Annotated in this window: 14 protein-coding genes; 13 read left to right on the forward strand and 1 reads right to left on the reverse strand. The window is 62.1% G+C overall.

All coding sequences use genetic code 11. The annotated features are described in order from the left end of the window. Window position 1 precedes the first annotated feature (1 nt). The 10 genes from cobN (at window position 2) to C5F70_RS07760 (ending at window position 16,489) form a co-directional block, all read left to right on the forward strand. Window positions 2-3,763, forward strand: a complete 3,762-nt coding sequence (gene cobN, locus C5F70_RS07715; protein ID WP_104903037.1) for a cobaltochelatase subunit CobN — start codon at window positions 2-4, stop codon at window positions 3,761-3,763. Beyond that, a complete protein-coding gene (locus tag C5F70_RS07720) occupies window positions 3,763-4,764 on the forward strand; it encodes an ATP-binding protein (RefSeq protein WP_104903038.1) in 1,002 nt (333 codons plus the stop codon). Before cobN ends, C5F70_RS07720 begins: the two co-directional genes overlap by 1 nt. A gap of 53 nt (window positions 4,765-4,817) precedes the next feature. Continuing rightward, a complete protein-coding gene (locus tag C5F70_RS07725) occupies window positions 4,818-5,420 on the forward strand; it encodes a VWA domain-containing protein (protein WP_104904542.1) in 603 nt (200 codons plus the stop codon). 110 nt (window positions 5,421-5,530) lie between these two features. Beyond that, window positions 5,531-7,927 (forward strand): type VI secretion system Vgr family protein, encoded by a 2,397-nt coding sequence (locus C5F70_RS07730; RefSeq protein WP_104903039.1) that lies wholly within the window; start codon window positions 5,531-5,533, stop codon window positions 7,925-7,927. 8 nt (window positions 7,928-7,935) lie between these two features. Beyond that, window positions 7,936-8,691 carry a DUF4123 domain-containing protein gene (locus C5F70_RS07735; protein WP_104904543.1) on the forward strand — a complete coding sequence of 252 codons (756 nt, stop codon included), beginning with the start codon at window positions 7,936-7,938 and terminating at the stop codon, window positions 8,689-8,691. A 258-nt stretch (window positions 8,692-8,949) separates the two neighbouring features. Beyond that, a complete protein-coding gene (locus tag C5F70_RS07740) occupies window positions 8,950-9,471 on the forward strand; it encodes a DUF3304 domain-containing protein (protein WP_104903040.1) in 522 nt (173 codons plus the stop codon). Next, on the forward strand, window positions 9,459-11,810 hold the full coding sequence (locus C5F70_RS07745) for a DUF2235 domain-containing protein (RefSeq protein WP_104903041.1): 2,352 nt from the start codon (window positions 9,459-9,461) through the stop codon (window positions 11,808-11,810). The genes C5F70_RS07740 and C5F70_RS07745 overlap by 13 nt, the downstream gene beginning before the upstream one ends. Then, on the forward strand, window positions 11,810-12,073 hold the full coding sequence (locus tag C5F70_RS07750) for a PAAR domain-containing protein (RefSeq protein WP_079443631.1): 264 nt from the start codon (window positions 11,810-11,812) through the stop codon (window positions 12,071-12,073). The genes C5F70_RS07745 and C5F70_RS07750 overlap by 1 nt, the downstream gene beginning before the upstream one ends. A gap of 107 nt (window positions 12,074-12,180) precedes the next feature. Continuing rightward, window positions 12,181-13,191 (forward strand): hypothetical protein, encoded by a 1,011-nt coding sequence (locus C5F70_RS07755; protein ID WP_104904544.1) that lies wholly within the window; start codon window positions 12,181-12,183, stop codon window positions 13,189-13,191. Continuing rightward, window positions 13,178-16,489: an ImcF-related family protein gene (locus tag C5F70_RS07760; protein ID WP_104903042.1), complete on the forward strand. Its 3,312-nt coding sequence runs from the start codon at window positions 13,178-13,180 to the stop codon at window positions 16,487-16,489. The genes C5F70_RS07755 and C5F70_RS07760 overlap by 14 nt, the downstream gene beginning before the upstream one ends. A gap of 32 nt (window positions 16,490-16,521) precedes the next feature. Here C5F70_RS07760 and C5F70_RS07765 read toward each other — a convergent pair whose 3' ends face one another. Continuing rightward, window positions 16,522-17,469, reverse strand: a complete 948-nt coding sequence (locus C5F70_RS07765) for a DUF1853 family protein (protein WP_102618180.1) — start codon at window positions 17,467-17,469, stop codon at window positions 16,522-16,524. Window positions 17,470-17,612: 143 nt separating this feature from the next. Here C5F70_RS07765 and C5F70_RS07770 point away from each other — a divergent pair, with 143 nt between their 5' ends. From C5F70_RS07770 to C5F70_RS07780, 3 genes are read left to right on the forward strand one after another with little or no spacing between them, the layout of a single operon-like run. After that, on the forward strand, window positions 17,613-18,503 hold the full coding sequence (locus C5F70_RS07770) for an NAD(+) kinase (RefSeq protein ID WP_104903043.1): 891 nt from the start codon (window positions 17,613-17,615) through the stop codon (window positions 18,501-18,503). Next, window positions 18,503-19,474, forward strand: a complete 972-nt coding sequence (locus C5F70_RS07775) for a metallophosphoesterase (RefSeq protein WP_046383153.1) — start codon at window positions 18,503-18,505, stop codon at window positions 19,472-19,474. Before C5F70_RS07770 ends, C5F70_RS07775 begins: the two co-directional genes overlap by 1 nt. Beyond that, window positions 19,471-20,343: a rhomboid family intramembrane serine protease gene (locus C5F70_RS07780; RefSeq protein ID WP_017848372.1), complete on the forward strand. Its 873-nt coding sequence runs from the start codon at window positions 19,471-19,473 to the stop codon at window positions 20,341-20,343. Before C5F70_RS07775 ends, C5F70_RS07780 begins: the two co-directional genes overlap by 4 nt. Window positions 20,344-20,345: the final 2 nt, after the last annotated feature.

The following is a 20,345-nucleotide window of genomic DNA, read 5'->3' on the forward strand; positions in this document are numbered from 1 at the left end:
CATGCACCTGCTCAGGACCCAGCCCGGCGGTTTCGTCGCGGACGACAACATTGCCGACCTTGGGCAAACCCCCGCCGAGCTGGTGATCCTGTGCAGCGGCGATTCCAGCCTGGCGCTGCTGGCCGAAGCGGCCCAGCAGTTGCCCGAGGATTACCCGAGCTTGCGCCTGGCCAACCCGATGCAGGTGCAGAACCATGCATCGGTGGACCTGTACGTCGATGAAGTGCTGCGCCACGCCAAGGTCATCCTGATTTCCCTGCACGGCGGCATCGGCTATTGGCGTTACGGCGTCGAGCGCCTGGTGGCGTTGGCCGAGCGCGGGGTCACGCTGATCCTGGTGCCGGGGGATGACCGCCCCGACCCGGAACTCAGCGGCCTCAGCACCGTGGATGCCGCAGCGCGTGACCGCCTGTGGCAGTTCCTGCGCCAGGGCGGCCTGGGTAATGCGCTGGATTTTTATCGCTGCCTGGCCAGCGCTTACCTGGGCCGCGACTATGCCTGGGCCGAGCCGCAAACCCTGGCGCGCAGCGCGATTTATCACCCGCGTAAAGCCCATGCGTGCCTCAACGACTGGCAGTTGGATTGGAATCCTGAGTGCCCGGTGGCGGCGGTGCTGTTCTACCGCTCCCATCTGCAAGCGGCCAATACCGGTTTTATCGATGTGTTCTGCCAGCGTCTGCAGGCGGCGGGCCTGAATCCGTTGCCAATGGCAGTGGCCAGTCTGAAGGAGCCTGGCTGCCTGACGGCGGTCGAGGACTGGCTGGATGAGGTCGGGGCGGCGGTGATTCTCAACACCACCGGCTTTGCCCAGTCCAGCCCCGAAGCGCCGCATTTGCGGCCGTTTCGCCGCAATATCCCGGTGATCCAGGCGATTTGCGCCCAGGACAACCAACCCGCCTGGCAGGCCAGCGAACAAGGCCTCGGCCCGCGCGACCTGGCGATGCACATCGCCTTGCCGGAACTGGACGGACGCATCATCAGCCGACCGATCAGCTTCAAGGACCTGGCCTGGCGCAGTGAGCGTAGCCAGTCGGACGTGGTGTGCTACCGCGCAGCGCCGGAGCGCATGGACTTTGTCGCTGAACTGGCGCGCCGTTGGGTCGAACTGGCGCGGGTGCCGAATGCCGACAAGCGCATCGCCCTAATCCTGGCCAACTACCCGACGCGCGACGGCCGCATCGGCAACGGCGTCGGCCTGGACACGCCGGCGGCGGCGCTGAATATCCTGCGGGCCTTGCAGGCCGAGGGTTATCCGCTGCCGCAGGTCCTGCCGGAAAGCGGCACCGCGTTGATCCACGAACTGCTCGGTGGCGTCACCAACGACCTGGACAACCTCGACCTGCGCCCGTGCCACCAAAGCCTGGGCCTGGACGACTACGAGGCGATGTTCAAGCGCCTGCCCGAAGCCAACCGCCAGGCGGTGCTGGAACGCTGGGGCACGCCGCACAACGACCCGATGTGCCGCGATGGCCGCCTGATGATCGCCGGCCTGCGCCTGGGCTTGACGTTTATCGGCATCCAGCCGGCCCGCGGTTATCAGGTGGACGCCAGCGCGGTGTACCACGACCCGGACCTGGTGCCGCCTCACGCTTACCTGGCGTTCTATTTCTGGTTGCGCCACACCTACGGCGCTCACGGCGTGATCCACGTCGGCAAGCACGGCAACCTGGAATGGCTGCCGGGCAAGGGCGTCGGGCTGTCGGAAAATTGCTGGCCCGACGCGCTGCTCGGGCCGCTGCCGAATATCTATCCGTTTATCGTCAACGACCCGGGCGAGGGCGCCCAGGCCAAGCGGCGCACCCAGGCGGTGATCATCGATCACTTGATGCCGCCGCTGACCCGTGCCGAAACCTACGGGCCGCTGCGCGACCTGGAGCTGTTGGCGGACGAATACTACGAAGCGCAATTGCTCGACCCGCGCCGCGCCCGCGAGCTGCAAAAGGACATCCTCAAGCTGGTGCGCGAAACCCGTATCGACCAGGAGCTTGAACTGGACAGCGAGGCCGACGCGGCGATCTGGCTGCCGCGCCTGGATACCTACCTGTGTGACCTGAAGGAATCGCAGATCCGCGACGGCCTGCATATCTTCGGCGAGTCGCCCCAGGGCCGCTTGCGTATCGACACCTTGCTCGCGTTGCTGCGTATCCCGCGTGGCGACGGCCGAGGCGCGCAATCGAGCCTGTTACGGGTATTGGCCAAGGCCTTCGAGCTGGGTTTCGACCCGCTGGACTGCGCCCTCGCCGAACCCTGGACCGGACGCTGCCCGGAGGTGTTGCAAACCATCGATCCACAGCGGTGGCGCACCGCCGGTGATACCCGCGAGCGCCTGGAGCTGTACGCTGCACGGTTGATCGAACAGGCGCTGGCGGGGCCGCTGGAACAGCTGGAAGAGCCCGGTTGGGAGGACGTCAAATCCGTCATCGAAAGCCTGCGCAGTGTCGTGGCGCCACGCCTGGATGGGTGCGGCCCGGCGGAAATGCGCGGCCTGCTCGATGCCCTGGGCGGCCGCTTCGTGCCGGCGGGCCCAAGCGGCGCGCCGAGCCGGGGGCGTCTGGATGTGCTGCCCACCGGGCGCAATTTTTTCAGCGTCGACGTGCGCAACCTGCCGACCACCACTGCCTGGCGCATCGGTTTCCAGTCGGCCAACCTGATTCTCGAGCGGCACCTGCAAGACCACGGCGACCACCTGCGCCAGCTCGGCCTGTCGGTGTGGGGCACCGCGACCATGCGTACCGGCGGCGACGATATCGCCCAGGCCATGGCCCTGATGGGGGTACGCCCGGTGTGGGCCACGGGCAGCCAGCGGGTGGACGACTTCGAAATCCTGCCGATCAGCCTGCTGGACCGCCCGCGTGTCGACGTGACTTTGCGCGTGTCCGGGTTCTTCCGGGATGCCTTCGCCAACCTGATCCGCCTGTTCGATGCGGCGGTACAAGCGGTGGCGGCGCTGGACGAGCCTGACGATATGAACCCGCTGGCCGCCAAGGTCCGTTGCGAGCGCCAGGCGTTGCTTGAGTCCGGCCTGGACGAGGCCGCGGCGGCGAAACAGGCGGGCTGGCGTATTTTCGGGGCCAAGCCGGGTGCCTATGGCGCGGGCGTGCAGGGCGCGATCGACGGTCGCTTGTGGCAAAGCCGCGAGGACTTGGCCGAGGTCTACCTGAATTGGGGTGGCTACGCCTATGGTGGCGCCGACGGGGGCACCGCCGCCCGCGGGCAATTCGCCCAACGCCTGAGCCAGGTGCAGGCGGTGCTGCAAAACCAGGACAATCGCGAGCACGACCTGCTCGATTCCAACGATTACTACCAATTCCAGGGCGGCATGCTCGCCGCCGTGGAAACCCTGAGCGGCGATAAGGCTGCCAGCTACCATGGCGACCACAGCCAGCCGGACGTGCCGAAGATCCGCACCTTGAAGGAAGAGCTGAACCGGGTGATCCGTGCCCGCGCCGCCAACCCCAAGTGGATCGAAGGCGTGAAGCGTCATGGCTATAAAGGTGCGTTCGAGATGGCGGCAACCGTGGACAATCTGTTCGCCTTCGACGCCACCACCGCGCTGATCGACGATCACCAATACGCCTTGCTCGCCGACGCCTACCTACTCGACCCCGACACCCGCGCCTTTGTGCGACAGCACAACCCTGATGCCCTGCGGGACATGACCGAGCGCCTGCTCGAAGCCCAGCAGCGTGGCATGTGGCAAGCGCCGGGGGCGTATCGCGAGGCGTTGGAAAACCTGTTGCTGGATATAGAAGAAGACAGCTGATGACTGATATTCCCCATTTCCCGCTGTCGGCCGTGGTCGGTGCCGATGACCTGAAACTCGCGCTGTGCCTGACCGCCATCGACCCGAAGATCGGCGGCGTGCTGATCGAAGGCCCGCGCGGCATGGCCAAGTCCACCCTGGCACGTGGCTTGGCGGACCTGTTGGCCAGCGGTCAATTCGTCACCTTGCCGTTGGGCGCCACCGAAGAGCGCCTGGTCGGCACCCTGGACCTGGATGCGGCATTGGGCGAAGGCCGCGCGCAGTTTTCACCCGGCGTGCTGGCCAAGGCGGATGGTGGGGTGTTGTATGTCGACGAGGTCAACTTGCTGCCCGATCATTTGGTGGACCTGTTGCTGGACGTGGCCGCCAGCGGCACCAACCTGATCGAGCGCGACGGTATCTCCCACCGGCATCCTGCGCGCTTTGTGCTGATCGGCACGATGAACCCGGAGGAGGGTGAGTTGCGTCCGCAGTTGCTCGACCGCTTCGGCTTCAATGTGGCCTTGAGCGGGCAAACCGTGCCGGCCGAGCGTGGGCAGATCATCCGCCGGCGCCTCGACTTCGACAGCGACCCCGTGGCCTTCTGCGCGCTGTGGGCCGAACCGCAGGCCGCCCTGCGCGAGCGTTGCACCCGGGCGCGGGCCTGTCTCGAGGCCATTGCATTGGATGACGAGGCGCTGGCACAGATCACCCAACGCTGCTTTGCCGCGGGCGTGGATGGTTTGCGCGCCGACCTTGTCTGGTTGCGTGGCGCAAGAGCGCATGCAGCCTGGCGCGGCGCGACCGCCATCGCCGAGGAAGATATCGAAGCCGTGGCCGAGTTTGCTTTGCGCCATCGTCGCCAGGCGCAGTCCCCGCCGCCCAGCCCGCCCAACCATGAGGGCCAGGCGCCTCAAGCGTCCGATACTTCACCCGGCCAAGGCCAGTGGGGCGATATGCCCGCACCGGCCTTGCCCACGGGCGCTCGCCGAGACGTGCCCGCCTGGCCAAAAAAGCCTTAGGCATCTGCCCCCGACCTGACGCGGGGGCGGATGCCCGGCCCAAGGCGGGGCGACTGGATAAAGGCAGGCACGGCAAGTCGCGCGACGCGCAGCAGGGCTCGATCAATTGGCCGGGCACCTTGCTCGGCGGGCGGCCGCAGTCTCGTGAGGACCTGCGTTTCCACCTGCGCAGCCGCTCGGCCCAGGAGTTATGGTTGGTGATTGTCGACGCGTCGGCGTCGACGCGGCGGCATCGTGCCTTGACCGATGCCAAAGGGTTATTGGCGCAACTGTTGGATGACGCCTACCGCCAGCGGGCGCGCATGGCATTGCTGACGGCGAGCGGGCAGTCGCCGAAGTGGCAGGTGCAGGGTCTGAAAGCCGCGAAAAGCCTGGCTGGCTGGCTCGATCAGCTCGGCGCGGGTGGCGGTACGCCGCTGTTGGCCGCGCTGGGCGAGGCGGCGCAATGGCTGGTGGCACGCAGAACGCGTTTCCCCACCGAACAGCAGCGGTTGCTGGTGGTGACTGACGGGCGACTCAAGGAGATTGCCGCGTTGCCATCGCTGGAGTGCCCGGGGTTGCTGGTCGACATCGAGCGCGGGCCGATTCGGTTGGGGAGGGCGCGAGAACTGGCTCAGCACCTGTATTTGGATTATCGACATATCGATAGTTTTTAGGCTCTAAAACCAGATCGGGAAGTGTCGCTCTTGTAAAGTCGAATCTTCCGACATTAATCACCGATAACAAATCTTTACTCTCTGGGCTTTCGCGTCCAGGAGTAAAGGGAATGACTTCTAGCGTACTGCCGAGGGTTCTTTTCGATCATGGCCGGCACACCCTGAGTGTGCACAACATCGAAGCCCGTCTCGACGTGTTGGCCTTTGAAGGCCGCGAACACCTGAGCCAACCCTTCACCTATCGCGTGGAATTCACCAGCACCGAACGTGACCTCGCCGCCGAAACCCTGCTTGGCCAGGACGCCCGTTTCAGCCTGCACGCCGCCCCGCAAAAACCACCGGCCTCAGGCTTCAGCGCGCCCGCGGTCAAACCGCTGCGCACCTTGCACGGCGTGGTCACCGGCTTCAAGCGCCAGTCCGGCTCGAACGACCAGGCCCGTTATGAACTCACTCTGCAGCCGCGCCTGGCTCTGCTCGGCCAAGGCAGACAATTTCGCATCTACCAGCATCAATCCGTGCCACAGATCGTCGAAAGCATCCTGCGCAGCCGCCACGACTTTGAAGGCCAGGACTTTCTGTTCAGCCTGAAACGCGACTACCCCAGGCGCGAGCAGGTCATGCAATACGGCGAGAGCGACCTGGCCTTCATCGACCGCCTGCTCGCCGACGTCGGCATCTGGTACCGCTTCACCAGCGACGAACGCCTGGGTATCGATGTGGTCGAGTTCTGCGACGATCAGCGCCTCTACCAGTTCGACATCGCGCTGCCGTATCGCCCGCAATCCGGGTTGGGCAGCAGCGGGCAGGACGCGGTGTGGCACCTGCAATCGAACCACCAGGTGGTCGAACAACAGGTGCATATCCGCGCCTACCACCCCCGCGACGCCGGCGCCCACCTGAGCGGCGAGATCGACCAGAGCCGCGGCGCCAGCGGCACCTACGGCGAGGCCTACCACTACGCCGAGCCCTACACGACCCTCGGCGACCGGCTGGATCAGGACGAAGACCTGCTCAGTGAAAGCGGCTACTTCTACGCACGCCTGCGCCACGAGCGTTACCTCAACGCCCAGACCCAACTCAGCGGCATCACCAGCAGCGCCACGTTAGCGCCGGGGCAGGTGCTGCACATCACCGGCGGCGCGCCCGAAGCCTTCACACCGGGCGCGGTGATCACCGGCCTGACCACCACCGCCGCCCGCGACAGCAGCTTGGTCGCCACCTTCCAGGCCATACCCTATTCAGACACCGTGTGCTTTCGCCCCGCACTGCAGCCCAAACCCCAAATCGCCGGCACCGTCCCGGCCCGCGTCACCAGCCCACAGGCCAACGACCCCTACGGCCACATCGACCTCGAAGGGCGCTACAAGGTCAACTTCCTGTTCGACCGCGACACCTGGAAACCCGGCGAAGAAAGCCTATGGCTACGCCTGGCCCGACCCTACGCCGGAGATACCCACGGCCTGCACCTGCCGTTGATTGCAGGGACCGAAGTGGCGATTGCGTTCGAGCAGGGCGACCCGGACCGGCCCTACATCGCGCACGCGTTGCACGATAGCCAGCATGTCGATCATGTGACCTTGCGTAACTACAAACGCAACGTGCTGCGTACCCCGGCGAATAACAAGCTGCGGATGGATGACACGCGGGGGCGGGAGCATATCAAGGTCAGTACTGAGCACAGTGGTAAGAGCCAACTGAACCTGGGGCATTTGGTAGATGGTCAGCGTAAAAAACGTGGGGAAGGGTTTGAGCTGCGCACGGATAGTTGGGGGAGCATTCGTGCAGGCAAAGGGTTGTTCATCAGTGCGGATATACAGGCCAAGGCTTCTGGTGATGTGCTCACCATGGCGCCAGCCGCCGATCTGGTCGCGGGAGCCACACAACAAATCGCTGATTGGCAGGCAATCGCCCAGTCTCATCGCAGTCGCAAACCCGCCATTGATGGTCTGCAACAGTTCCAAGACCACGCCAAAGACCTGAACGCCTCGGCCATCCTACTCAGTGCGCCCAAGGGCATTGGCGCGGTAACCCCTGAAAGCCTGCTGCTCAAAAGCGGCGAGGCGATGTATGTGCAAAGCAACGATGAGATCAACCTGGCTGCCGCTCAACGGCTGTCCGTCCATGCGAATCAGGCCATTTCCCTGCTTGCCCAGCAGGAAGGCATGCGCCTGGTGTCCGGCAAGGGGCCGCTGGAAATCGAATCCCACAACGACGTGTTGAATCTGATTGCCCAGCAAGACATCACCCTGCAGACCGTACAGGGGCATCTGCAACTGACGGCTAAAAACGGCATCACCTTGGCGTGTGGTGGCGGGTATATCCGCATCACACCAACCGGAGCCATCGACATCCACACCCCGGGCAAGCTCAACCTTAAAGGCCAACACGTCTGGGAAACCACGACCAGCCAGCGCTTTCCTTTGCGTGAGTTGCCGCAGTCGGTGTGCAAGGCGTGCCTGGAAAAGGCTCGGAAAAATGCGGTCGGTTTACTTATGCGCGAAGGTTGATGGGGAATATGAAGATGGCAACACCAACGGAATGGCAAGATCAGATCGAGCAGGTATGTGCCAGCCTGGGTCTACAACAGGTCGACTTGCTGCTCGACCAATCGGATTGGAACAACTGTGCTGTACCCGCGCTGAAGACGTTGAGGCCTGAAGTTCCGTGGTTTTCATTATTTAGCGGTACTCCGGAAGAGAACTTGCTGGATCAGGCACCGCTGTTAATGCGTCTTGATCTGGCACATTGGCAACACAAAGCCTGGCTGGAAGAACTGATGATCCACTGCGCCATCGATGCTCGCTTGCTGGTGGTGATCTCACCGTTATCGTTCAAGTCATTGAGTCATGCACTGCAAGCCCTGTCGCAAATGAAGTGGGGTGGGGAGTCTGGTTTGTTGCGTTATTACGACCCACGAATCTTTCCCTTGTTGATGTCTTCGATCCTGACAGACGTCCAGCGCGTCGAATACTTAAAAGTTGCGTGCTACTGGGGTTGGCTGGATCGGGATGATCAGTCGCAGTGGATAGAGGGTATTGCGCAGCCGCAGAAAAATACTATCGCAATACCGACCTGGATCGACCTTGATGATCAGCAATGTGAACTGATTGGTTGTATCAGTGATGCACAGAAACTGTTGGATGGTGGGAACTTTAATTACTTGGAATCCAGCCAGGAACAGCGTTTCGCTACTTTGTATTCGGTCACCGTACAGGCTAGTCAGGAAAACTACTTTGGGAGTTTGACTGAGTACGTAAAGAGGAAATCATGAGCTATGAAGGTGTATCGACTGTTCGACGTGCCCGCAAGATCGGGAAAACATTTAAAAAATTGCTTTGAGAGAGTTTGCCATGTTCAGCATGCTGGTAGGTTTTTTTTGTTCGATACCGTGATGTTGTGTAGCGATCATCAAAATAAAGTTATCAGAGATTATTGGTGTGTCGGATATCTGCGTGATGAAAACTTCCTGGCTGTGTGTAGGGTTGATGAGCTTGGCGTATAAGCCTGATGCTGTTTGAGAGGGGGTGTTATGAGGTTTATAGTTTGCAAAGAGCTATTTAAATGTTTATCTGTTTTTTTGGGCTTGATGTTGTTCGGGTGTTCCTCCGCGGATAGTCAGATGGTGGGAGGAAATATACAAGCGATTAACCATACTACGGGGGCTATCAACTGGCTCTCGGTGAATGGTTATCGGGCAGACGGAGGAGGTGGGCGGTCGTGTTGCATTATTATGCCAGTTGTATGGAGGCCTGGTTTGAAAGCCACGATCGAGTGGGAGGTTGATCCTGATCCGTATGCATATTCAAAGTGGTCTCCTCTAGGTACTGATGGATACCGATTGTCCCAAGCTAAGCATAGAGAAAATTACCAGCGTAACAGAGTAGTAGTGGATATTCCTCAATGGTTTGGTACGGAGTCCTGCGATCTTAAGGTCCATTTCTTAACTTGTAATCAGGTGGAGGTGACTACTTCATGTTGGGCTCATGGCTCGTCAAATTATCCGATTAAAGTTCCTAAGGGTCTGCAGGAGCCAGCTGTATGTCCGAAATGAAAAAAATTTCAAAGGCAGCTGCTTGGGCGCCGCCAGGGTTCCCCTCGGAAGGGCGTCTGCCTTGTGATATCACCAAAGTGGTTGCTAATTATGAGATGCAGACCGCAGAGGAAAATCGATTTCGTCAACTGGTCAATCGTAATGGGCGGAAGCAGTATTTTGAGTGTTGCCATAGCCTCCATATTAGTCTGTTTTTCGACGGTACTAATAATAACGATAATAACGACACCAAGAAAAAACACCCCAGCAATGTTGCCAAGCTCTTTCATGCTGCCCTGAGAGGCGAAGCTGCAGAAAAAAATGGCTATTTCTCTTATTACATGCCGGGAGTTGGAACCGCTTTTCCGGAGATAGGTGAGTTGGACTACAGCGAGGGTGGATTGAAATATGCAACGGGTGGTGAAGATCGAATCAACTGGGCGCTGGTTTCTTTGGCACATGCTCTGAAGTCCGCTTTGGCCGATCAGGATGTGTCTAACGCTGAAAGGAAGCGTGCCGTCGAGGCCATGAGCACCTGGAAAGCACCACTGATGAGTGGCCTGGGTCTGGGCAATCGACGGCGAACGATGAGCCAGTTGCTCGAGCCCTTGCAGGCGCTAGTAGAGTTGGCCAAGCCCCGCGTACTGGCGGTCAAATTGTATGTGTACGGTTTCTCGCGCGGAGCGGCAGAAGCACGCACTTTTGTCACTTGGCTAAGCCAGTTGTTCGATACACCGACGGGGGCCGAACAGCCCTTGCAATGTCTGATTGGCTTGCCGGTAAGTGTCGAATTTCTCGGGCTACTGGACACCGTTGCTTCGGTGGGCATCGCCCATGCGGCACCTTTTTTCGCCGGGCATATGGATTGGGCCGATGATACCCAACTCATCCCGGATGCCCAGCGTTTTCCTGGCCTGGTCAAGTGTTGCCGACATTTTGTCGCAGGCTTCGAGCAGCGCTCGTGTTTCCCGCTCGACTCGATCCGTAACGAGGATGGCCAATACCCGGACAACACCTATGAAGTGGTGTATCCCGGTGTGCATTCCGATGTTGGCGGCGGTTATCCGCAAAACGACCAAGGTAAGGCCCGCGGCGGTACTCAGGAATTGGTTTCGCAGGTCGTTTTGCATGACCTTTATGCAGTTGCCTTCGCTGCTGGTGCCCCCCTGCAGGTGCCGGAATTAGTGTTGCCAAAAACATTGCAGTTAGAGAAATCGTGGCGCGTTATGTCGGAGGCTAACATCACGGAGTTTGATATAGATCGTTTGGTATCTGAACGCTTCAACGCCTGGCGCAAAACCCTACCCGGCATCAACGCCGACGAACCCACCCATGACTCCCCTTGGCTCTACCAGCCACTGCGGCTGAATGCGCCCGTGGAAGATGTACTGGCCGATCAACTGGGCTGGATCACCGGTTGGCGCATAGGCCGTTTTGCCAATGATCGCGACGGCGGTAACGACAGCTACAAACATCAGCCTTTTTTCAGTCAGGCCAGGGAAACTACGACTTATCAGGCCAGTGAGGAGCGCAAGGCTTACGACCAACATAAAAAAAATCTCGCGAACCTGCGGCTGAAAACCCCCGAAGCTGCGACGAACTACCCCGGCCCGCCGATCTATGAGCCGCAGGTCGACCAGACCCAGCTCAGCCAGGCCGCAGCCGAATTCAAGAGCGACTACCTCGGGCAGAAGCGTGAGCAAAGCAGCCTGGCAGGCACTATCACCGACGTGTTGTTGCGCGACGCGATATATCTGCTCAATTCCGATGATGAGACCCAGGATCACGCCGCCATCAAGGCGGCGGGTGAGCAGCGCTGCAAGCTACTGTTTCGGGACGCTCGCGGCACCCCCAGCGCAGACCCGCAAATGGCGTTGCTGGTAGCGTTGTTCGATGATCAGATTCACGACTCGCGGGCCTGGTTCATGCACGACGCCTTGAAAACGCGGGAAATGTGGGCGGGTTATTTCTTTTACCGCATGACTTATTTCGGCAACGACAACAGTCGGTATCTTTCGCCGGTGGTGGTAGCCGGCCGAGTGTTGGGTGTGGCGATGATAGCCGGGGCGACGGTATACGGTATCAAGCGAAAAGGCGTGGCGGGAGGGCTGGGTGGATTGGCCGTCGGCATCGGTGGGCCGACCATCGGTTATCAGGTCATCGACAAGGCGCGGGGCGTGGCGTTGCCGTTCTTGGCGGGTGCCGAGAAGCTCCTGCAACCGACCGCTCACGTGGGGCAGGTGGCGGCCGAGCTAAAGCGCCAGATCGCGCTGGACGATTATCGGCAACGGATTGAGCGGACCAGCGCCATGTTGCGCGAGGCGGGCAGTCTTTTCGAACTTGAGCGCGAGGTGGTTTGATGCTGCCTCTCGTACGCATGGGCGACCCACTGCACCCGTTTGGCGGTGAGGTTTTGTCGGGGCACTACAAATCCTTCGGCAAACCAGTGGCCTGCGTGGATGATCAAGTTCGCTGCAACCTGCATGGCATTACGCACATTATCGAAGGCGCTTCGGGTTCAACCATGGACGGCAAGCCTGTGGCGCTGCACGGCCATCGTTGCGCGTGTGGTTGCCAGTTGGTCAGCACCCTGCCGGCCACTTCAATGGTGGTTGCGCCATGAACCGTCCGCCTGAGTACCCCGACGTTATCGAACCGGGCGAGCCGCGTTGGTGCAGTTGGTGGTTGGGGTTGGCACTGCTATGGGGAGTGCAGTCGGCCGTTTTGCTGATGCTGTGGCCCCAGGAGCAACCGCGCCTGGAATGGTGGCTGTGGAGCGCGGTGCTGCCGCTGTGCTGGGCGCTGATCCTGGCGGTGCGTGTGTTGGTGTGGCAGATCGAGCTGTTCAACCGCAAGGTGTATCTGCGCGCGCTGGAGGCCGCCATGCAGGCTTGGTGGCAACGGCGCTCGCTGGGTTTACCGGTGCAGGATGTGTTGTTGCTCGGCCCGGCGGGTGACATGCAAGAAGACTACCTGAACTTGATGACAAGCGTCTCGCCACCCTTGGCGATACCCGGCGCTACACAGCCCATGTTGCGTTGCCCACTGTCGCTGAGCTTGATCAGCGAGCGTGAACCTGCACTGGCACGGCATCTCGCCCGTTTAACCTTGGCCCTCCCGGGGTTGTCCGAGTGCTGGCCACAGCTGCGGGCAATTGCCTGGGTGGGGGGTGAGAGCGGCCAGGCTGCTTTCGTTGAGGCGTTGGTCCGGGCGGGAGTGGTGTTGCCCGAGGCCCGTTTGCTGCTACAGAACCTGACTGATTTGGATGACCTGATCGATACCTTCCATCGCGATTGCCGTGGCGAGGACGACTGGTTGTTGTGCGCCGGCGTGGCGTCGGTGGCAAGTGCCGAAGAGGGCGAGCTGGGGGGGGAAGCGGGTTTCTTCTGGCGAGTGAGCTGGCCGGGGCGGCAGTTGGTGCATCGCGGTGAATACCTTGCAAGCCAGTCGCCCGTCGAGCTGTGTGCACAGATGCAGCGTTACGCCGGACTGCAATCTGCGCCGACCACCTGCCTGGCACTGGATCGAGCCAGCCAGGCTGCGTTTGTAGAGGGCGGCTGGTCGGCAGTCGAACATCAACTGGCCGGGCAATGGGGCGTGCTGGCGCACCTGGCGCCGTTTATCGGGATGTCCCTGGCATTGCTGCAAGCGGGGGCGACGGGTCAGCCCTGTGGTTGGCTGAGCCAGGATGGAAACCAACGATTGGCGATTGGAGTGGCGGTGCCTTATGGCAACAGTTAAGGACGTGGGTAAGGGCTCGTTGGTTCGCGTGGGGTTGGGCTATCTGCTGATTATGACGCTGCTGGTGCTGCTCGGTGGTCTGTTGTATGGCTTGTGCAGCGGCTATCTGGGCTGGCCGAAAATGCCGCTCAAGCAATTGCTGCTGTGGGGGCTGGGGGTGTGGTTCGCGCTCTGCTGGTTCTGCCCGGTCATTTTGCTGGCCTGGGATCGTCTGGCGTTTCGCCAGGCACAGCAGGTCGTGAGGGCGGTCACCCAAACGCCGAACTCGCGATTGACCCGGGAACCCGCATCGCCAGATGCGGTAAAAGTGCGCGAGCACCTACGCGAGCACTACGGCCTCTTCTGGCGCCACAAAACCCGCCTGCTGCTCATCATCGGCGAACCCACCGAAATCGAAGCCATCGCCCCCACCCTGGCCGCTCACCAATGGCTCGAAGGCCAAGGCACCGTCCTGCTGTGGGGCGGCAGTGCCCAGGCCGCGCTGGATCAGTCTTTCCTCAAACGATGGAGCGGCCTCAGCCGCTGGCGTGCGCTGGACGGGGTCGTCTGGGCGCTGAACGAAACCCAGGCCGCCGACGATGTCGCGATGGGCAAAGGTGTACGCCAGGTGCAGCGCCTTGCCCGTGACTTGCGCTGGCAGTTGCCGTTATCTCTCTGGCAGGTCTGCGGCAGTGCATGGGCGCAGGACACGCGCAAAGCGCAGCCGGTGGGCTGTCAGTTGCCCGCGCGCTTCTCGGCGGCGGCGTTGGACGCCGCGCTGAATCGTTTGCTGGAGCCTTTGCGTCGCGCGGGTTTGGCGCAGATGAACGCGGTGATGAAGGATGATTTTCTGCTGCGTCTGTCGCGGGATTTAAAGGGCGAGGGCATTGATCGTTGGTGTCACACCTTGGCGCACCTGGCCGGCGAATTTGCCCGTGGCGTGCCGTTGCGGGGGTTGTGGTTCAGCCTGCCGGTACAGCGCTCGCCGCATGATCAACAACAGGCGTGGTCGGTGGCCCCGGTGTGGCACGGCGTACTCGGCGATAACGCCCGTGGCCGCCGGCTGGGTTGGAGCATGCCGCGAGTTGGCTACGCGCTGGTGCTGGGTTTGGCGACGTTATGGGGAGCAGGACTGCTGCTGTCATTCATCAGCAACCGCACGCAGATCGCCCAGGTACACAGCTCGTTGTCGACCTTGCAACGCGCATCACAAGGCGACGAACAGCTCCAGGCCCTTCATGAACTGGTCCGCGAATTGGCGCGCCTGGATGATCGCGTTCAAGGCGGCGCTCCGTGGTATCAGCGTTTCGGCCTGAATCAAAACCCAGCGCTGCTTGAAACCGTGTGGCCGCGCTACGTCGAAGCCAACAACCGCCTGATCCGCGACCCGGCCGTCGCCGCTTTACGCCAGCAGCTCACGGCCCTGGTCAAGCTGGCCCCGGACAATCCCGAGCGCGCCGAACGCGCCCGTGCTGCTTACGACCAGCTCAAGGCCTACCTGATGATGGCGCGTCCGGCAAAAGCCGACGCCAGTCTGCTGGTGAAAACCCTCGGCGAAGTCGAGCCTTCCCGCGCGGGCCTCTGGCAAGCCCTGGGCCCCACTTTGTGGCAGTTTTACGCTGAACACCTGGCGGAAAACCCGGCTTGGCGCATCGACACTGACGCACGGCTGGTCGCGCAAGTCCGGCAGGTCCTGCTCGGCCAACTGGGTCAGCGCAATGCCGAAGCCAATCTGTACCAACAACTGCTTGATGACGCCGCCCATCACTACCCGGCCCTGGGCCTGCAGCAACTGGTCGGCGACACCGACGCCCAGGCCCTGTTCACCACTGAGGCCAGCGTGCCCGGCGTGTTCACCCGCCGGGCCTGGGAAGGCTCGGTGCGCCAAGCTATCGATGCGATCGCCGAGGCGCGCCGCGAGGAAATCGATTGGGTGCTCAGCGACCAACCCGCCGATGTCGACACCCGCCTGAGCCCTGACCAACTGCGCGCCCGCCTCACCGAACGCTACTTCCAGGACTACGCCAGCGCCTGGCAGGATCTGCTCAACAGCCTGCGCTGGCAGCAGGCCGCGAGTCTCGATGAGTCAATCGACCAATTGACGCTGATGAGCGACGTGCGCCAATCGCCCTTGATCGCGCTGCTGAACAGCGTGGCCTACCAGGCGCAGGCGGGCAGCCGCCCCCAGGCCCTGGCCGACTCGCTGGTGCAGTCCGCGCAAAAGCTGATCGGGCCGGACAAGGCTCCAGCGATCGAACCGTTGGCCCAGGCCGCCACGGGGCCGCTGGCGGCGACCTTCGGCCCGTTATTGGCGCTGCTGGACAAGTCCAACACGGACGGCCTCAGTCTCCCGGCCTTCCTCACCCGCGTGACACGGGTGCGTTTGAAACTGCAGCAGATCAGCACCGCGCCCGACCCGCTGGAAATGACCCAGGCCCTGGCACAAAGCGTGTTTCAAGGCCGCAGCATCGACCTCACCGATACCCAATCCTACGGTGCCCTGCTGGCCGCCAGCCTGGGCGCGGAGTGGGGCGGGGCGGCGCAGACGCTGTTCGTGCAGCCGCTGGAACAGGCCTGGCAACGCGTGTTGCAACCCTCCGCCGCGGGCCTCAACAGCCACTGGCAGCGCTCGATCGTCAGCCATTGGAACGCCGCCTTCGCCAGCCGCTACCCGTTTGCCGCCACCACCAGCGACGCCTCGTTGCCGATGTTGGGGCAGATGATCCGCGCGGACTCCGGGCGCATCGCACAGTTTTTACAGCAGCAATTGAGCGGCGTGCTGCGCAAGGAAGGTAGCCGTTGGGTAGCCGATCCGCGCCACAGCCAAGGCCTGCGCTTCAACCCACGGTTTCTGAGCGCGATCAATCAACTGAGCGAACTGGCCGATGTGCTCTACACCGACGGCGGCGTGGGGCTGAGCTTTGAACTGCAAGGCAAACCCGTGCGCGACGTGGTGCAAACCACCTTCATCCTCAACGGCGACCGGCACCAGTACTTCAACCAGAAAGAAAGCTGGCAGCGTTTCAACTGGCCGGGGCGCAGCGACTATCCCGGCGTGAGCCTCAGCTGGACCAGCGTACATGCCGGCGAGCGGCTATTTGGCGACTACCCCGGCCCCTGGGGCCTGATCCGCCTGCTGGAAAACGCCCAGGTCACGCCACTGGACGACGGCAACAGCCGCTACCGCCTGGCCCTCAAGGCGCCCGACGGCCTGAACCTGACATGGCACCTGCGCACTGAATTGGATGCGGGGCCGCTGGCGTTGCTCAAGCTGCGCGATTTCAGGTTGCCGCAACAGATATTTCTCAATGAGGGCTGAGCCTTCGAGTCGGTGAAACCGCTCCTTGCAGGTCAGGGAGTGCCCGGCACATTCGGCCAAAGATCCGCCACCAGAAACAACCGCTCGGCTTCCTCCCACTCCTCGCCGTTCTGAACCAGTCGCACCAGCAACTGAGCCGGTGCCATCGGTGCCAGGTCCGCCAGCCATTCCAGCATCTGTTCTTCGCTCCACACCGCTTCTGCCTGGTAATGCGCTGGCGCCAGCCACGCATGTCGGGGCAAGGGCTGCCAGCGGCCGGGCGCGCTGGCGCTGACAAAGTCCCGCCAATCACGCTGATGCAGCCAGCGCCCACGCAAATGCTGCGGGTGAGCGCCATAGGGCGGTTCAGCCTGGCCAGGCCAGGGGTAAAGCAAATAGCCGCCGAGCCACAAGTGGGCATCGAACTGCGCGATGCCCAGCGCGGCCAACACCTCGCGGCTCTCCGGTCGTGCCGAAATCGGCAACTGATGCTGGGCCAGGTGCGCCAGCTTGCGATCCAGCCGATCATGACAGCCCGGCCCCAGCCACTGCGCGGTGTCCTGGCCATTGCCGTCCTGCGGGCCGAGGTAGAGTTTGATCGCCAGTTCCAGGTGATGCACGCCCTCGCGGTCGCGCAGCAGCATGTCCAGTTCGCCCAGGGTATGCCCGGCGCGGCGGATCGGCAGGTTGGCTGCCAGCAGTTCCACGCCCGGCGCATGCTGCACGGCGAACTGCCACAGGCGTTCGTAGTAGAGGCCCAGGCGCCGGGTGCGTGCCAGGTTCAGCCAATGCTGCAGGGGGCTGCTGTCCTGGTCCAATTGCCGCAGCCAGTGTTCGAGACGGTCGGGCGCCTGTACCCAGTCGCTGCCGGCCAGCGGATGGCGTTGCGGCCACGGCGTTTGCGCGAGCATCGGCGGGGCGAGCATCACCCACGCCAGGTCGCGCACCTCGGGATGGCGCAGTTGGCAGGGCAGGTTGTGCAAGTCGGGGAACACGGTCATGGTCCGAGCATAGCCTTTTACACAGGGGAGGGTGGCTGAGAAGCGTTGTCATCAAGGCTTCACGGCGACAAAGGATTTTGCCTGACGCGGCCTTTCGCCCATAATCGTTCTTTTTTGCCACACCCCAATCCCGCAGGAGCCCCATGGAGCAATTTCGCAATATCGGCATTATCGGTCGCCTGGGCAGTACCCAGGTGTTGGACACCGTCCGCCGGCTGAAAAAGTTTTTGCTCGAGCGCCACCTGCATGTGATCCTCGAAGACACCATCGCCGAAATCCTCCCGGGCCATGGCCTGCAAACCTCTTCGCGCAAGATGCTCGGTGAAGTCTGTGACATGGTGATTGTGGTCGGCGGCGACGGCAGCCTGCTGGGCGCCGCACGGGCGCTGGCGCGGCATAACGTGCCGGTGCTGGGGATCAACCGTGGCAGCCTGGGGTTCCTGACCGATATTCGTCCCGATGAGCTGGAAGTCGAAGTGGCCAAGGTGCTCGACGGCCATTACCTGGTGGAGAACCGCTTCCTGCTGCAGGCTGAAGTGCGCCGCCGCGGCGAAGCCATCGGCCAGGGCGACGCCCTCAACGATGTCGTGCTGCACCCCGGCAAATCCACGCGGATGATCGAATTCGAGCTGTATATCGACGGCCAATTCGTATGCAGTCAAAAGGCCGATGGCCTGATCGTCGCCACGCCCACCGGCTCCACCGCTTATGCGCTGTCGGCGGGCGGCCCGATCATGCACCCCAAGCTCGACGCCATTGTGATCGTGCCGATGTACCCCCATATGTTGTCCAGCCGGCCGATTGTGGTCGATGGCAACAGTGAGCTGAAAATCGTGGTTTCCAAAGACATGCAGATTTACCCGCAAGTCTCCTGCGACGGGCAGAACCATTTTACCTGCGCTCCCGGTGACACCATCACCGTGAGTAAAAAAGCGCAGAAGCTGCGGCTGATCCACCCGCTGGACCACAATTACTATGAAGTGTGCCGCACCAAGTTGGGCTGGGGCAGCCGCTTGGGGGGTGGAGGCGACTGATGCTCGATCCCGCGCGTAGCTACGACCTGATTGGTGATGTGCATGGTTGCGCCCACACCCTTGAGCACCTGCTCGACCAGTTGGGCTACCACAAGCACGCTGGCACCTGGCGCCACCCGTCGCGCATGGCGGTGTTCCTCGGCGATATCATCGACCGTGGCCCGCGGATTCGCGAGGCGCTGCACATTGTCCACGACATGACCGAGGCCGGGCAGGCGCTGTGCATCATGGGCAACCACGAGTTCAACGCCCTGGGCTGGGCCACGCCCGCGCCACCGGGCAGCGGCAAGCAGTTCGTGCGCGAGCACACCCCGCGGCATGAGCGCTTGATCCACGAGACCCTGACCCAATTCGAGGATCACCCGGCCGATTGGCACGACTTCCTCGGCTGGTTCTATGACATGCCGCTGTTCGTTGACGCCGGGCGTTTCCGTGTGGTGCATGCGTGCTGGGATGACGGGTTTATCCAGCCGCTGCGCGCGACTTTTCCCGATGGCTGTATCGATCAGCATTTCCTGCAGGCCGCCGCCGTGCCGGGCAGCTTCGCCTGCAATGCCTTTGATCGCCTGTTGCGCGGCACCGACATGCGTCTGCCGGACGGTTTGACCCTGACCGGCGGCGACGGCCTGACACGCTCGTTCTTCCGCACCAAGTTCTGGGAAGAGGACCCGAAAACCTACGGCGACATCGTGTTCCAGCCCGATGCATTGCCGGAGCCCGTGGCGCGCACACCGTTGTCGTCTTCTGAAAAAAACTCCCTGCTGCGCTACGGCGTCGACGAGCCTGTGCTGTTCGTCGGGCATTACTGGCGCAGCGGCAAACCGGCGCCGATCCGTCCGAACCTGGCCTGCCTGGACTACAGCGCGGTGCTGTACGGCAAGCTGGTGGCGTATCGATTGGATCAGGAAACCCGCCTCGATCCGCATAAATTCGTATGGGTCGACGTTGAGCGCCCCGAGGTGATTACATGAGTGCCGTGCCCGTATTACGCTTGCCGCTGAGCGTCGACCTGGGCGGTTTCGTCAAACTGCTGCAACGCATGCAGGTGCCCCATCGCGTCAGTGAAGAAGCGGGCGAGCAGGTGTTGTGGGTGCCCGAGACCATCAGCGACGATGTGCGCGTCTTGTATCAACGTTTTCCGGCCGGCGATCCGGACCAACAACTGGATATTCCGGAGCAGGCAGCGGTCACGCGTCCGGGGTTTGTTCAGCAAGTGCGCCATAGCCCGGTGACGGCGCTGGTGCTGCTGGCGAGCCTGATCGTCGGCGCGGTGACCTTGCTCGGTGAAAACCTGCAAGCGATGAGCTGGCTGACCTTCCTGCCGTTTCGGGTGATGGGTGAGTACATCCAGTTCACGCCGTTGGCCGACACCTTGGCCTCGGGCCAGTGGTGGCGGCTGGTCACGCCGATGCTGATCCACTTCGGCATCCTGCACCTGGCCATGAATGGCATGTGGTACTGGGAGCTGGGGCGGCGTATTGAAGCGCGCCAGGGCAGTATCAACCTGCTGGGGCTGACGCTGTTGTTCAGCCTGGCCTCCAATTTCGCTCAATACCTGTATGGCGGCCCCGGCCTGTTTGGTGGCTTGTCCGGCGTCTTGTATGGGCTGCTGGGGCATTGCTGGATCTATCAACTCATCTCGCCCAACCCGGCTTATCGCCTGCCCCGTGGGGTGCTGGTGATGATGCTGGTGTGGTTGGTGCTGTGCCTGTCGGGGCTGGTCTCGATGATCGGTTTCGGCGAAATCGCCAATGCCGCCCATGTCGGCGGCCTGGCCATCGGTTGCCTGACCGGCTTGTTGGGCGGTTTATACAGTCGTCGCAAATCCACTATTCGTTAAGG

It is taken from the genome of Pseudomonas sp. LH1G9 (genome assembly GCF_002949975.1).
In the GTDB taxonomy this organism is placed as follows: domain Bacteria; phylum Pseudomonadota; class Gammaproteobacteria; order Pseudomonadales; family Pseudomonadaceae; genus Aquipseudomonas; species Aquipseudomonas veronii.